The 14,514-nt window shown below is 55.2% G+C and carries 14 protein-coding genes; 9 read left to right on the top strand and 5 right to left on the bottom strand.

Annotated features, from left to right (window positions below; translation table 11 throughout):
* Window positions 1-3 precede the first annotated feature (3 nt).
* Window positions 4-381: a hypothetical protein gene (locus tag KCG39_RS12370; protein ID WP_211811618.1), complete on the top strand. Its 378-nt coding sequence runs from the start codon at window positions 4-6 to the stop codon at window positions 379-381.
* 323 nt (window positions 382-704) lie between these two features.
* Window positions 705-1,106 (top strand): DNA-binding protein StpA, encoded by a 402-nt coding sequence (gene stpA / locus KCG39_RS12365; RefSeq protein ID WP_004123936.1) that lies wholly within the window; start codon window positions 705-707, stop codon window positions 1,104-1,106.
* A gap of 46 nt (window positions 1,107-1,152) precedes the next feature.
* Here stpA and KCG39_RS12360 read toward each other — a convergent pair whose 3' ends face one another.
* From KCG39_RS12360 to KCG39_RS12345, 4 genes are all read right to left on the bottom strand, one after another.
* Window positions 1,153-1,332, bottom strand: a complete 180-nt coding sequence (locus tag KCG39_RS12360) for a YodC family protein (protein WP_004123934.1) — start codon at window positions 1,330-1,332, stop codon at window positions 1,153-1,155.
* A 91-nt stretch (window positions 1,333-1,423) separates the two neighbouring features.
* Window positions 1,424-1,945 carry a rhodanese family protein gene (locus tag KCG39_RS12355; protein ID WP_049114730.1) on the bottom strand — a complete coding sequence of 174 codons (522 nt, stop codon included), beginning with the start codon at window positions 1,943-1,945 and terminating at the stop codon, window positions 1,424-1,426.
* Between the two features lie 9 nt (window positions 1,946-1,954).
* Entirely contained in the window at window positions 1,955-2,254 is a 300-nt protein-coding gene (locus KCG39_RS12350; RefSeq protein ID WP_049114729.1) for an ArsR/SmtB family transcription factor, read from the bottom strand.
* 157 nt (window positions 2,255-2,411) lie between these two features.
* Complete coding sequence (locus KCG39_RS12345) at window positions 2,412-4,199, bottom strand: sigma-54-dependent Fis family transcriptional regulator (RefSeq protein WP_004123925.1); 1,788 nt, start codon at window positions 4,197-4,199, stop codon at window positions 2,412-2,414.
* A gap of 250 nt (window positions 4,200-4,449) precedes the next feature.
* Here KCG39_RS12345 and exaC point away from each other — a divergent pair, with 250 nt between their 5' ends.
* From exaC to KCG39_RS12310, 7 genes are all read left to right on the top strand, one after another.
* Window positions 4,450-5,970 carry an acetaldehyde dehydrogenase ExaC gene (gene exaC, locus KCG39_RS12340; protein WP_004123921.1) on the top strand — a complete coding sequence of 507 codons (1,521 nt, stop codon included), beginning with the start codon at window positions 4,450-4,452 and terminating at the stop codon, window positions 5,968-5,970.
* 669 nt (window positions 5,971-6,639) lie between these two features.
* On the top strand, window positions 6,640-7,236 hold the full coding sequence (locus tag KCG39_RS12335) for a fimbrial protein (protein WP_004123918.1): 597 nt from the start codon (window positions 6,640-6,642) through the stop codon (window positions 7,234-7,236).
* A 148-nt stretch (window positions 7,237-7,384) separates the two neighbouring features.
* Window positions 7,385-8,044 carry a fimbrial biogenesis chaperone gene (locus KCG39_RS12330; protein WP_004123915.1) on the top strand — a complete coding sequence of 220 codons (660 nt, stop codon included), beginning with the start codon at window positions 7,385-7,387 and terminating at the stop codon, window positions 8,042-8,044.
* A 26-nt stretch (window positions 8,045-8,070) separates the two neighbouring features.
* Window positions 8,071-10,605 carry a fimbria/pilus outer membrane usher protein gene (locus KCG39_RS12325; protein WP_004123911.1) on the top strand — a complete coding sequence of 845 codons (2,535 nt, stop codon included), beginning with the start codon at window positions 8,071-8,073 and terminating at the stop codon, window positions 10,603-10,605.
* A gap of 48 nt (window positions 10,606-10,653) precedes the next feature.
* The gene (locus tag KCG39_RS12320; protein WP_049114728.1) at window positions 10,654-11,718 is read left to right on the top strand and encodes a fimbrial protein; all 1,065 of its coding nucleotides are present in this window, start codon (window positions 10,654-10,656) and stop codon (window positions 11,716-11,718) included.
* Between the two features lie 135 nt (window positions 11,719-11,853).
* On the top strand, window positions 11,854-12,648 hold the full coding sequence (locus KCG39_RS12315; RefSeq protein WP_112167337.1) for a CatB-related O-acetyltransferase: 795 nt from the start codon (window positions 11,854-11,856) through the stop codon (window positions 12,646-12,648).
* Window positions 12,649-12,683: 35 nt separating this feature from the next.
* Complete coding sequence (locus KCG39_RS12310; RefSeq protein WP_049114726.1) at window positions 12,684-13,457, top strand: transporter substrate-binding domain-containing protein; 774 nt, start codon at window positions 12,684-12,686, stop codon at window positions 13,455-13,457.
* 39 nt (window positions 13,458-13,496) lie between these two features.
* Here KCG39_RS12310 and KCG39_RS12305 read toward each other — a convergent pair whose 3' ends face one another.
* Complete coding sequence (locus KCG39_RS12305; protein ID WP_112167336.1) at window positions 13,497-14,417, bottom strand: LysR substrate-binding domain-containing protein; 921 nt, start codon at window positions 14,415-14,417, stop codon at window positions 13,497-13,499.
* Window positions 14,418-14,514: the final 97 nt, after the last annotated feature.

The raw sequence follows: 14,514 nt of genomic DNA, 5'->3' as shown, positions 1-14,514 counted from the left end.
GGTGTGCTCCTCGAAAATGAAGTCGATAATGCCAAAAGACTGGCCGTTAATCAGAGTTTTTGGGTATCTGTTTTGATGTGCGTAGATTATATCTCCGCATTAAAAGAGGCAACTAGCTATAAATTTTTATTTAAAGGCTTTTGGTCGATAAAATACTCTGCTTCAGGCTGTTTTTTGTTCGTTACGCTACTTTTGTTCCTGGTGTTTATTTTTTTTATATTTTTTCAAAGAGATAGTTTATTATTGCGCCGTGGGGATCGGCGGGAGGCAGGGCGGAAGAGGACGATTGCGCGACAGAATCGCGTCGCGGTGGGCAGTGCATCACTTTTGGCATTTTTTACTCTTCTAAAAGCAAATTGTCAGCATGATATGCTGATTTAATTGCTGGGTGAGCATTCAGATTTTTTGCATGACTATTCCGCCAACGACAGTGCCGCCTTGTGATGGCCTGGCCGGGGTATACGGATAACTTGCTGAGCATGCAGGTAATAAGCTAAAGACATTGGCTGGTTGATATTTCTCTTTTTGACCGGGTTTATTCACTGTGGGAAATTTCGCTTTTATCGATTTGTTTATCTTATTTATTGTCAAATATAGCTGATGGTATATCCGCAATTAGTGAAAGGCTGGAAATAAATAATTGTATCAATTAAACTAGCGTCGTAATCTTTGTTTCATTTGCTATTTGGGAATTTTTGAATTATATGTCATTACTATTAGAGAAGCTGAATAATATACGTTCACTCCGCGCCATGTCCCGTGAATTCTCCATTGACGTGCTTGAAGATATGCTGGCAAAGCTAAGGACCGTCACTGAAGAAAAACGTGCTGAAGAGCAGGCTGCTCAGGCACAGCGGGCAGAACATCAGGAAAAACTAAATACCTGGCTGGAGTTAATGATTGCTGATGGTATTACCCCTGAACAATTAGTGGGCCACAATAGCGCTTCCTCGAAAGGGAATAAAAAGCGCCAGCCGCGTCCGCCTAAATATCGTTTTACCGATCATACCGGCGCCGAGAAAACCTGGACCGGACAGGGACGTATGCCGAAGCCGCTTGCGAAAGCGATGGCTGAGGGAAAATCCCTTGATAGTTTCCTAATCTAATCGTTAAAACGGTGGGGAGACCCACCGTTATTGTTACCCGGCTTGATCAGCACACGCCAAAATCGCCGTCTTCTTTATATGCCGTCACATCGGCAGCCTTCAGCGTATATTTCTCGCCCTGCTCGTTGCTTGCCTGAACGGCAATAATGCGATCGTCCTCGACTTCAACGACTTTAAGTTTTGGCCCACCCGCGCGCGGTTGTACCAGGTCACCGACTGAAAACATACTGCTTCTCCTGTGTGCTGATAAATCTTTCGCTGACAATAACCATAGCTCAGCAAAAGCGTTACCAACAACTGACCAAAAGAGGTAGAGGCTAGCGACGGTTCCAGGGCATCAAAGCCAAAAGACGCGCCATACCGCAAAAACCGGTGATCCCGGCGAAGGTTAATCCGGCGCCGACGAAGGCGCTAAGCAGAAAAAAGCCGCTATTAAAAGCGTAACCTAAAGCGACGCCAAGCAAGATCAGAACCCCGGCGGCGATCTGGACCTGGCGCATCAGCGGTAGCGGCTGAGATTTATCCTCTTTCACCGGCAGACCCGCCGCTTTCCACGCCTGAATTCCGCCAGCCAGTAGTTTTGCCTGCGCCGGTGCGGCGGCCTGCGCCAGACGGGAGGCATTATTCTGGGTGCGCGATCCCGCCTGACAGTGAAAAACGATCGTTTCTTCAGGGTTGGCGCGCAGCGCCGAGCCATTTGTCAGGGTTGCCAGCGGCATGAGTTCCGCTCCGGGAATATGCTCGCGGGCGTATTCATCGGCATCGCGGATATCGATCAGCCGCGCGCCGCGGCCGATGAGGTCCCGGGCTTCGGCGGGAGAAAGAGTGGCAATAGTCATAAACGCTCCTTAAGGGCAATAGATTGACTTCAGCGCGGCGACGATGTGCTGAACCGCTGGCCGGGTAATGAAGTAGTGAATGCGCTGCGCCTGGCGTTCGCAGCCGATCAGGCCTTCATCGCGCATCCGCGCCAGATGCTGGGAGGTAGCGGAGGGGCTCAGTCCGGTGATGCGCGCCAGTTCGCCGGCGCTGGTGCCCGGCGCATCGCATAGCATGCACAGAATCAATAGCCTGCTGGGATGGCTCATGGCTTTCAGCAGCGCGGCGGCTTCGCCGGCGCTGGCCTGTAGCTGTTCGGGTGTATTCATTTATTTTAGTCTTTTCTAAATTTAGTAAAGTCTAAAATAAAAAAGCGTCTAACGCCAGCAATGAATGCTGCAGTGACAAAATGGCGCGGCTGAAACCTGGTAACGCTAATGCCGGTAATATGGCCACCGCGCTTCACGCCCTGAGCGAATCAGAAGGCTATGCGCTATGGCTCCCGCGACGGGCGGCGCGGCGATACAGCGTGCTGCGCGCGACGCCTAAAGCCTGCGCGGCTTTACTGATATTGCCGTTATAGCTTGCCAGCGTATCGGCAATCAGCTGCGCATCGTGCTGCTGAAGCCCGCGCGGCGGGCGGGGGACGGGAGAACTTCGGTATTCCTGGGGCAAATCATCCACCGTCAGCGTTTCACCCTCTTCGGCGAGCGCCAGCAGTACCCTCATTAGGCTTTGCAGCTGGCGGACGTTGCCTGGCCAGGGTTGAGTCGCCAGGTGTTGCACAACCTCCGGGGCCAGCGCGACGCGACGTTTTTCTCCGCCGAGCTCGCGCCACAATCGCTGGATAAACGCCGGGCGTTCAGGCCACTCGCGCAGCGGCGGCAGCGTCAGAGCAAACTCGCGCAGGCGGTAGAGCAGGTCTTCGCGGAAGGTACCTTCGGCGACGCGCTGCGCCAGGTTGCGGTGGGTGGCGCAAATCACCGCGAAGTTAACCGGCGAGCTCCGGCTGGCGCCAAGGGGCGTGACCTCTTTCTCCTGTAAGATCCTCAGCAGCCGGGTCTGCAGCGTTAACGGCATATCGCCGATCTCGTCAAGAAACAGCACGCCGCCGTCGGCCTCGCGAATCTTGCCGATATAGCCGTTTTTGTTTGCGCCGGTAAACGCCCCGGGTTGGTAGCCAAACAGCTCGGATTCAATCAGCGACTCCGGAATGGCGGCGCAGTTGATGGCGACGAACTTGCCGCCGCTCCAGCGGCTGTGCCGGTGCAGGGTGCGGCTGACGTACTCTTTGCCGCAGCCGGTTTCGCCTTCGATACACAGACCGATCCCGGCGTTAAGCAGGCGCAGCAGCTTCTCCCCTTCGCGCTGGCTGGAGAAGGGCAGATCGATACCTGGGCGTGGGGTCACCGCGACGCTTGCGGTAGCGGGCGCGCGCAGACGGAAATAGTAGTGACGATCCCCGGCGGCGAGCGGCAGCGGTATGCTGACGGCGGTTTGCCGCAACCGTGGAAAAAGCTGCTGAAAAGTGAGATGGCCGAACTGTTCTGCGTTGAGCGAGAATTCGCGCATCGCCAGCCGGTTGGCGGCCGTCAGAACTGCGTCCGTAAACACCAGCAGCAGTTCATCGACGCCGTCGAGTTTCTCCGGCTGAGGGTGAAGGCTCATCAGCCACTGCTGTGGATGCAGACTCTGCTTAAACCACAGATACTCTATCTGCTTCGCGGCGCCTTTCACCCACGCCAGCGTTCGCGCGTGCGGATAGTGAGCCGGGCCGGAGATATCCAGCACCCCGGCTATATTGCCCTCGGGACTTTGCAGCGGCACGGCGGCGCAATAAAGTCCCCGGTTGCTGGCCAGGAAATGCTGGCGGCCATCGATTTCGCAGCTGTCGTCAATCGCCAGCGCGGTGCCAATGGCGTTGGTTCCGCGTCCGCTTTCGCTCCACAGATTGCCCGGCGCTAAAGCGAAGCGCTGCGCTTTCTGCATGGCGTGCGTATCGCCAAAGGTTTGCAAAACCAGACCGCTGGCGTCGGAGAGAACCACGACGGATTGCAGGTCGTTGACTTTGCGGGAAAGCGCATTGACGACCGGCTGGGCCAGCGTTTGCAGGCGGCTATGGTTGGCGAGCCTCTCGGCCAGTTCGCTGGCGTGCAGGCGAGGGAAGTCATCCGTGGCGGGGTCGAGGCCATAGCGCTGGCTGCGGCACCAGGAGTCGCTCAGCAGCGGACTCGCTTCGATCTCTGGCGTCAGGGCAAACGGATTTCCTGGCACGGGACACCTCATGGTTTTATTTGTGTTGCAATATTGTAGCTATAAGGTTTTTGTAGTGTTGCGATTTGCGACACATAAGAGACATTCCATGCGACAGAACGAAAAGTGAATCTATTAAGTAATTGAAAATAAATAATTATTTAAAATAAGGAAAAATGGCATAACCCCTGCAATAGGGGAGAGGCGCAGCGAGCAGCCGTACAAAACTAATACGCCGCTGCGCTTCAACCCTACATGAAGGAGATTCGCGATGCGTTATGCACATCCTGGCACGCCGGGCGCTTTGGTAGCACTGAAGTCAGCCTACGGTAACTTTATTGACGGTAAATTTGTCGAACCGATCGGCGGTGAATTCTTTATGAATACCTCCCCGGTCGACGGTAGCAACATCGGGCAGTTTCCGCGTTCTGATGCCAAAGATATCGACTTCGCCCTTGATGCGGCGCACCGGGCTGCCGACGCCTGGGGCAAAACGTCGGCTCAGCACCGCGCGAATCTGCTGCTGCAGGTTGCCGACCGTATTGAAGCCAATCTGGAATATCTGGCGGTGGCGGAAAGCTGGGATAACGGTAAGCCAATCCGCGAAACCCTTAACGCCGATCTGCCGCTGGCGGTCGATCACTTCCGCTATTTCGCCGGCTGCCTTCGCGCGCAGGAGGGAAGCACGGCGGAGATTGATGAAACGACGGTGGCTTACCATTTCCATGAGCCTCTCGGCGTGGTCGGGCAAATTATTCCGTGGAATTTCCCGCTGCTGATGGCCGCCTGGAAGCTGGCTCCGGCGCTGGCGGCGGGCAACTGCGTGGTACTTAAACCGGCGGAGCAGACGCCGCTCAGCATTACGCTGCTGCTGGAGATTATTGGCGATCTGTTCCCGGCGGGCGTGCTTAACGTGGTGCAGGGTTTTGGCAAAGAGGCGGGCGAAGCGCTGGCAACCAGTAAACGCATCGCCAAAATCGCCTTCACCGGCTCCACGCCGGTTGGCCGGCATATTATGGCCTGCGCGGCGGAAAATATTATCCCCTGTACAGTTGAGCTGGGCGGTAAGTCGCCGAATATCTATTTTGCCGACGTGATGGAAGGCGAAGAAGAGTATATCGAAAAGGCGGTAGAGGGCCTGGTTCTGGGCTTCTTTAACCAGGGCGAGGTCTGCACCTGCCCGTCCCGCGCGCTGATTCAGGAGTCTATCTACGAGCCCTTTATGGCGCGGGTCATGGACAAGGTAGCGCAAATTCGCCGCGGCGACCCCTTTGATACCGACACGATGATTGGCGCTCAGGCGTCGCGTCAGCAGTTCGATAAGATCCTTTCCTATATTAAGATCGCCCGCGATGAAGGCGGTAAGATCCTGACCGGCGGCGAACGCGCCAGCATCTCTGCCGAACTGGATAACGGTTTCTATATTCAGCCGACGCTGATTCAGGGCCGCAACGATATGCGCAGCTTCCAGGAGGAGATCTTTGGCCCGGTTATCGGTGTCACCACCTTTAAAGATGAAGCCGAGGCGCTGTCTATTGCTAACCAGACCCAGTTTGGCCTTGGGGCCGGGGTGTGGACGCGTGATACCAATCTGGCCTATCGCATGGGGCGCGGCATTAAGGCCGGCCGGGTGTGGACCAACTGCTATCATATTTACCCTGCGCACGCCGCGTTTGGCGGTTACAAACAGTCCGGCGTAGGGCGCGAAACCCATAAGATGGCGCTTAACGCCTATCAGCAGACGAAAAACCTGCTGGTGAGCTACGGTACGGCGCCTCTGGGTCTGTTCTGATCGGTAACGTCAGCTATTTATTTTAGTAAAACCCGCAATCTTCAGCATAGATTGCGGGTTTATTATTCCATAAAGAAAGTGTTGTTATTTGTTTTGCCTCCCTTGCTTTCACATGAAATACCCTTGGCATTGATATTCTCTATATATAATTACTCAGGTGATTATTGTTTTTTTGGTTACGAAAATAAGATAGAAACCAACCTAGGATTTATCCTAATATTGTGTAAATTCACGGTCCGCTCACAGAATGATTGCCGAAAAATCGCGGTAAATTCTAGGGTAATTGTTAAATTACACTGTCTGATGTTGATTTTTAATGTTGTTGTCTCGTGATTTTTGGTTGCGTTAATTAACAAACGGCGCAATGTTTTGAATATTATTCTTATATGTAAAATAAAACAGCATTTCATTAACATAACAAAATATTGCGAATTGTAATGGGTAAGGATAGTATTTATTTGTTCCCTTAATGAATGGTTGATCAATTACGCCGAAGTAACTTTCTTTTTTAATAAAAGATTCGAATAAGCAGCTCAGTTTTTTGCTGCCTGCTATCTTGCGGACGGAACGCGAATATTATTAACATGGAGGATCTGTACGCAGATTAGCCCGAGGCTTAAGCCATCGCGCTCAATCTGTCGAAAATATAAGTTAGAGATGAGATGAATAATGAAAACGCAATTTCGTATTATGGCAATGTTTGTCGGTGCTCTGGTTTCCGCTAGCGCATTATCCAGTCCTTCACAATCGGCCAGTTCAGTAATGACCGTTAACCCCGGCTTTAGTGCGGGAACGCAGGGCACGGGCGGTCAGGTAGAATTTACCGGCTCCATTACTGACTCCTCTTGTAATGTCGATAGCACCAGTGCGAACCAAAGCGTCGATCTGGGAAAATGGGCGAGCAGCTATTTTACCGGAGCAGGTTCTGAAACGACGAAAACCGCCTTCCATATCAAAGTAAAAGATTGTCCTTCCACCGTTACCACCGTCTCGGTACTGTTTGACGGTACCCGTGATACCAACAATAGCGATCTGCTGGCGATTAACGGTACCGCAAGCGGGGTGGCGATAAAGCTTTACGAAGACGATAAGTCAACACCGGTTGATCTCGGCGCCGTATCACGTGGCCACAGCGTTACCGCTGGCGCGAGCGGGGCGGCAACAGGTACCGCCGATCTGGAATTCTTTGCCGACTATGTCTCAACCAGTGCGGTTTCCGCCGGTTCTGCCAACGGTACGGCCAACTTCAATATGATTTACAACTAATACCCTAAAAGCGGGTAAAGCTGCGGTTATTTATGGCTTCCCATGCTGGGCCGCTGCCTGGCTGAAATACGGATGCATCATTTCTGCAGACTTTTTATCAGCTTCAGGTAGCGATACCCGCTTTTATTATTCCCGGACGGTAGTCATTATGAAACGAACGATCGCCGCGATAGCCTTTTTATTGCTATCAACTGCGGCACAGGCCGGTATTGTCATGGGAGGAACCCGTGTTATTTATCAGGAAGGGAAGCGTGAAGCCGCAATATCGGTCACCAACGCTGATACTCATTCACCTTATCTGGTGCAATCGTGGGTGGAAAACTATGCGGAAAACAATAAAAGCCGCGTGCCTTTTATTGTGACGCCGCCGCTTTTCCGTCTCGATCCCGAACAGCAGAACGTATTGCGTATTAACTATATTGGTGGAACGCTGCCCACCGATCGCGAATCCGTTTTTTGGCTCAACGTAAAAAGCATTGCGCCCACGAAAAAAGATGAAGCGAATAAGCTTCAGGTTAATATTAAATCAAAATTTAAGATTTTCTATCGTCCGAATGGTCTCCCGGGGGAGCCTGCCGATGCATGGCGCAAGCTGACGTTTAAAATTGAAGGTTCCAGACTGGTTGCCCAAAATCCGACGCCCTATTTTGTCTCCTTTTTTGTTATTTCGGTTGGCGCGACAGAAATTCCCGAACCCGGCATGATTGGCCCCCTTGACCATAAAGAGTGGCCAATTACTCATTCCGGGGCAGTCAAATGGCGCGCCATTAATGACTTCGGTGGTATTACGGATTACGCGCAACAGTAATTTTTGTTTGGCCTGGTCAGGATATTGTGAAAAATACAACCTCGGGTATGACTTCCGTTTATTCGGCGATCGCTGCGCCAACCGGTGGGATTTTATTATTGCCGACGGCGCTTATTTTACTATGCCAAAGCGGTATCGCGCGGGCGGAGGACTACTTTGATCCGGCGGCATTAGAATTTGCCAATCCGCAGCAAAAGACCGCTGATTTACACTATTTTGCTAAAACAGGCGGCCAGCAGCCCGGGACATATCCAGTCAGCATCTGGGTAAATAACCAGGAAATAGCCCAGAGCGAGGTGACATTTGTCGACAGCAACGGCGCGCTGCAGCCGCAGTTAACCCCGGCGCAGCTGGCGGAATATGGCGTCAACGTCAGCGCTTTCCCGGCGTTTAATACCCTGCATGAGGGAGAGCCGTTCACCCGCATCGAGCGTTATATTCCTGATGCCAGCAGCCGTTTTGACTTCGCCACTCAGCGCCTGAACTTAAGCATTCCCCAGGCGGCAATGAACGTGCAAAGCCGCGGGTACGTCGATCCGGCGCGCTGGGATGAGGGGATTCCGGCGGCATTTGTTAACTATAACCTGACCGGGTCGCAAACCCGGCAGTCGGATGACAACAGCCGCTCCAGCTACCTGAATTTACGCAGCGGAGTGAACTTTGGCGCCTGGCGACTGCGTAACGTCTCGTCGATGGAGTATGACCGGACCCGGCGCTGGAATTCACAGAGCACCTGGCTGCAGCGCGACCTGAAGTCACTCAAAAGCCTGCTGCGGATGGGCGATACTTTTACGAGCGGCGACGTTTTCGACAGCGTGCAGTTTCGCGGCGTTCAGCTGATGTCGGATGATGAAATGCTGCCGGATAGCCAGCGCGGCTTTGCCCCGACGATCCGCGGTATGGCGCACAGCAATGCGAAAGTCACCATCTCCCAGCATGGCTACGTTATCTATGAAACGTTTGTCTCGCCGGGAGCGTTCGCCATTAACGATCTCTATCCGACGGCGCAAAGCGGCGACCTCGAAGTCCAGGTTAAAGAGAGCGACGGTTCGGTGCGGACCTTTACCCAGCCCTTTTCAGCCGTACCGTTTATGCTGCGCGAAGGACGAGTGAAATTTAGCCTGAGCGCCGGGCGCTACCATTCGGGGCAGAGCCAGACGCCATCGCCGACATTTTTGCAGGGGACGCTATTTTATGGGCTGCCGGCCGAGTTCACGCTCTACGGCGGTAGCCAGCTGGCGCAGGATTACCAGTCCTGGGCGCTCGGCGTCGGACGTGGTTTTGGCGAGCTGGGCTCGCTTGGGGGCGATGCAACATGGGCGAATACCAAAACGCCTTCGGGAAAGCGCTCGGCGGGCCACTCGCTGCGCGTGCAGTACCAGAAGGATTTTGCCGGAACCGGCACCTCATTTAGCCTCGCCAGCTATCGCTACTCCTCTGGCGGTTATTACGACTTTAGCGAGGCCAACGCGCTTGAAAGCCGCAATGGCCTTGTGGACAACAAGCGCAGCCGGGAGGAAATCTCCGTATCGCAGGCGTTTGGCGGTATGAGTAGCCTGGCGATTTCCGCCTGGTCACAGGAGTACTGGCACCGCCAAAGCCGCGATGAAACAATCCATCTCGGATTTTACAGCGCCTGGCGAGGCGTTTCGTGGGGCGTGGGTTATTACTACACCCAGTCTTCCGATCGCCAAAAAGCCGATCGCTCATGGTCCTTCAACCTGAGCATTCCGCTTGGCGGCCCGCTTGCCGAGAGCGCGATTAGCTATAGCACCACTTCCGACAATAACGGACGCACCTCGCAGCAGGCGTCGCTGTACGGTTCGATTCCGCGTAATCCCCATCTCTATTATTCCCTTCAGCAGGGCTACGCTAACGGCGGACAGGGCAGTAACAGCAGCGCATCGCTGGATTACCATGGCGGCTACGGAACCGCGCAGCTCGGCTATCGCCAGGATAGCGGAAGCCATCAGCTGACCTGGGGCGCTGCGGGCTCCATCGTCGCCCATCCTCATGGCGTGACGCTGGGGCAGACCGTCGGCGATAGCTTTGCCATCGTACGCGCGCCGGGAGCCGCCGATGTGGCGATTCAAAACGGCAGCAACGTGCATACCGACTGGCGGGGTTATGCGGTGGTGCCCTCGCTGACGGCGTATCGCAAAAACACCATTACGCTCGATACCGAATCGCTGGCCGACGATGCCGATGTTGAACTTGAAGGACAGACGGTGATCCCCGGCGGCGGGGCGGTGGTGCAGGCAAACTATCAGACCCATATCGGCAACCGAGTACTGTTTACGCTCAGCGATAGCCGCGGTCCGCTGCCGTTTGGCGCCAGCGTTCGCCTGCGTAAGGCTGAAGACGAGCAAGGCGCGGTTCCGGGCGGCATGGTGGCTGATGGCGGGCAGGTCTATCTGAGCGGTATCCCGCAAGAAGGGACGCTTGATGTTGCCTGGAACGCCGACAATATCTCGCGGAAATGCGCGCTGCATTTCCATCTTACCGATACCGTACAGCAGGGACAGAGTCCGGTAAAAACCGTCTCTGGCGTTTGCCAGTAGGTCAGCACTGAGGTGATTTTGCGCATAGTATCGTTTTTATTGCTACTGATGGCCGGGATTTATAGCCACGGCGGGTGGGCGGAAACCTGTAAAGGGGATATCGGTCAGATGACCGTTAACGTCCAGAATATTAAGTATCTGCCTACGCTGCCGCTGAATACGCAGATGACCAGCGTGATGGCGGATAACGGCAGCGGGATTCATTTCACCTGCGATCTTCAACTGCCGAAAGCGGCGGCTAAACGTCTGGTGTATCGGCAGCTTAAAACCGCCTCATCGCCCCTGTCGATCGGCGGCCAGCACGTTTTTCCCTCCGCGCTGGACGGCATGGGCTACACGTTGGGCTTTCAGTGCAGCGGCGGCGCCATTCGCGTGATTGATGGCAGCCATGCGGCCGGTAGCGCGGAGTCCGTGACGGTTTGCGACAGCAATGAAATAGCTAACCTGCTGACGCAGCAGCAGATTGTGGTGAAAGTCTTCGTGACGTTTTATAAGACCGGCGAGGTCGCTCTGGCCAGCGGTAACCACGCTAACGTTCCGGCGCAGCCGCAGATTGGTGAACTGACTATTCAGCAGCAGGCCGATAGCAGCGCCGCTTTTGTCGCCAGCCCGCCGGTCACTCTCGATATGGCCGCGCTGAACGTCGATATCGGCAGCAGCGGCAGTTGTCAGGTCTCAACCGCGAATATTCACGTCAGCCTCGGCGCGGTAAATAAAGCGGAGTTTAAAGGCAAAAACACCGTCGGCGGCAGCGCCAGGAGCTTCTCCATTCCGGTCTTCTGTTCCACGCCGACCGATATCCGTATTGGTTTTTTTGGCGTGACGACGCAAACCGGGGGGACGGATACCCTGGCGCTCAGCAAAGACAATGCCTCCGCGAGCGGGGTGGGCGTCAGGCTGACCTACGGCAATAACAGCGCCCCGGCGCCAGCAGTCGGAACCGGCGTCAAAATCAACGAAGCCAGCAACTTACCTGTGCTCAAGCGAATTACCGCCAGCAGCGCCGGCGCGGCGGAAAATATCAACTTCAACGCCCAGTACATACAGACGGATGACGCGGTAACCGCCGGTACCGCCAATAGCATGGTGACGTTTGCGCTGGAGTATAACTGACCGTCGCTTTCGCGCTGCGGCTCACAAAAAAGAGATGTCATAACGATTTTTCGCACAGTGAGCGGATCGGTACGCTATCAATGATCGAGAGATTAAGCGGCTGACCGGGAGTACTTATGTGCGGGAAAATCGAAAATGAAAATCGCCTTTGGTGAGCTTAAGCCTCTTTTGCAGGCGCAGCGCGTTTTTGTCGGCGGGCAGAAACTGGTCTGCGCCCACGCCTTTTACCGTGATGACCTGCCGATCGATGTACCGGAAAACCTGGCCACCGAGGCCTATACCACCTACTGGGGGCGCTGCGGTGAACGGCTGGCCTCACTGGGTGCTTTTAGCTATACGCGAACCCTGCTGCCAGCGCTCATCAGGGTAGGGCGCTACACCTCGATTGCCGATCGGCTACAGGTGCTGGGCGACCGGCATCCGTTGGAGTGGGCCAGCGCCAGCCCGGTTTTTTATGCTCATCACTCTGGCGTGATGGCGACGCTGGCAGCCGACAGCGGCAGGCCCAACCAGTTTTACCCTTTTGAGAAAACGCCCCGGCCAATAACCATCGGCAACGATGTGTGGATTGGTCAGAATGTCACCCTGGCGCAGGGCATCACGATTGGCGATGGGGCAGTGATTGCCGCCAACGCGCTGGTGGTCAAAGACGTCGCGCCGTACGCCATCGTCGGTGGTCATCCGGCGAAGGTCATCCGCATGCGCTTTAGCGAGGCGATTATCGAGCAACTGCTGGCGCTACGCTGGTGGCGTTACTCTGCCCAGGATATTGCCGTTTGTCCGGTTAATCAGGTTGAACGCTTTTGCGAGCTGCTCGCCGGGCGCGTCGCTGAAGGGACGCTGTCCGCTTTTTCGCCGCCGGTATTGACGGCGACCATGATTAAAGATTTTATGGCGAATAAACAGCATCCGCCGCGCAGCGCGGTGTAATCAGAAACGGTTCACATTTGGACAAGGATAAAAAGATGAAGTTGAAGTCAGGTATTGCTTTCATCATTGCCGCCATCGCCTTTGGCGCTCAGGCGCGCGACATGAACAGCATCCAACAAAGCGGCGAACTTAAAGTCGGCGTGCCGGGAGACTACGCGCCGCTGGCGTTTCACAATAAAGCCGGAGAGCTGCTGGGCTACGATGTGGATATGGCGAAAGATCTCGGCAAGCGCCTTGGCCTGAAGGTGCGCTTCGTGCCGACCAGCTGGCCAACTCTCTCCGCCGATCTGAAGGCCGACAAGTTTGATATCGCCATGGGCGGGGTGACGGAAACCGCGGCGCGGGCGAAAGATTTCGCGTTAAGCCAGCCGGTGGTGCCGAACGGCAAAATTGCGCTGGCTAACTGCGCGGCAGCGCCGGCCCTCGGTAGCCTGGAAAAAATCGACCAGCCGAACGTGAAGGTGGTGGTGAATCCGGGGGGAACCAACCAAAGCTTTGTTGATGAACATATCAAGCATGCGCAAATTATCCGGGTGAAAAACAATATCGATAACCTTGAAGCGCTGCGGCAGAAAACGGCGGATATGATGGTGACCGACCTGATCGAAGGCGTCTATTACCAGAGCAATGAACCGGGCGTATTCTGCGTGGCTAACGAGACGCCGTTCCCGGGAACCGCGAGCTTTAAAGTCTATATGATGAATAAAGATAACCCGCAGCTGCTGGAGAAAGTAAACCAGTGGCTGGATAGCCAGGATAAAAATGTGCTTAAGCAGAAGTGGCGCATTCATGACCAGGTAAAACCATAAAGCAATAAAGGTTTTCTATGCGGATCTGGCGGAAGATAATCAGCGCATCGGGTTTTCCGCCAGTACATCGTGAAGCAGCCAGTCATAAAACACCTTCACTTCCGGACGCATGATCGCATGCTGCGGCGTCACGATGTAGTAGGACCAGGTTAGCGGCCAGCGGCGGGTGGCCTGTAGCTGGACGAGTTGCCCCGTGGCGAGGTGCTGCCTTACCAACGCCCGGCGGACGAGGGCGACGCCGCGCCCGCTGAGGGCGGCAAGGATAACCGCCGACGTTGAGTCGATATGCATCCCGCTATCGCGCGCCGTCGGGGCCTGAGCCGCGGCCAGCACATCCTCCCATGAGGGAAAGCTGGCACCGGGATGCGGCGTATCATCATGAATCAGCTTTTGCGCCGCCAGCCACTCGCCGCAGGTGGTTTTGTCTGCCGGGACGATAAGTGGGCTGCACACCAGCAACGCCTCTTCATCCATCAGCCAGGTTTTATCGACCCCGGGCCAGTCACCGCGGCCGCAGCGAATACCTAAATCCGCTTCGCCGTGGGCCACATCCATCAGCTTTTCCGTAACGTTGAGGCGCAGGTCGATATTTTCATGGGCGGCGGAGAAGCGATTTAAGCGCTCCATCAGCCAGTTCATCATCAGCACCTGCGAGGCGGTGATCACCACCACCGAACGCGCCCGGCGGCCGCGAAGCTTATTCAGCCCGCTCTCCAGCCTATCCAGTCCCTGAGTAATATCCTGCAGCGCTTCCTGGGCCTCGCTCACCAGGGTCAGACGCGCTTTACCGGCACGGGTGCGGTGCAGCAGCGGATGGCCGACCCACTCTTCCAGCGCCCTGACCAGCTGCCCGACGGCGGCGGGGGTCACCCCCAGCTCGCGCGCCGCGCCGGTAAAGCTGCCGTGGCGGGCGGTGGCTTCAAAAGCGTGAAGCCATTTCAGTCGGTTAAGCGATCGCATGCTGGATATCCCTCAGTCAAATTTCGCCTCAGTATAGGCCATCAAGATAGATTTTCTTTGCTGCAGGACTATTTCTTCTCATTCGTCAGCGCGGTTC

The organism is Klebsiella pasteurii, assembly GCF_018139045.1.
Classification (GTDB): Bacteria; Pseudomonadota; Gammaproteobacteria; order Enterobacterales; family Enterobacteriaceae; genus Klebsiella; species Klebsiella grimontii.
This window is presented reverse-complemented; position numbering and strand designations above follow the sequence as displayed.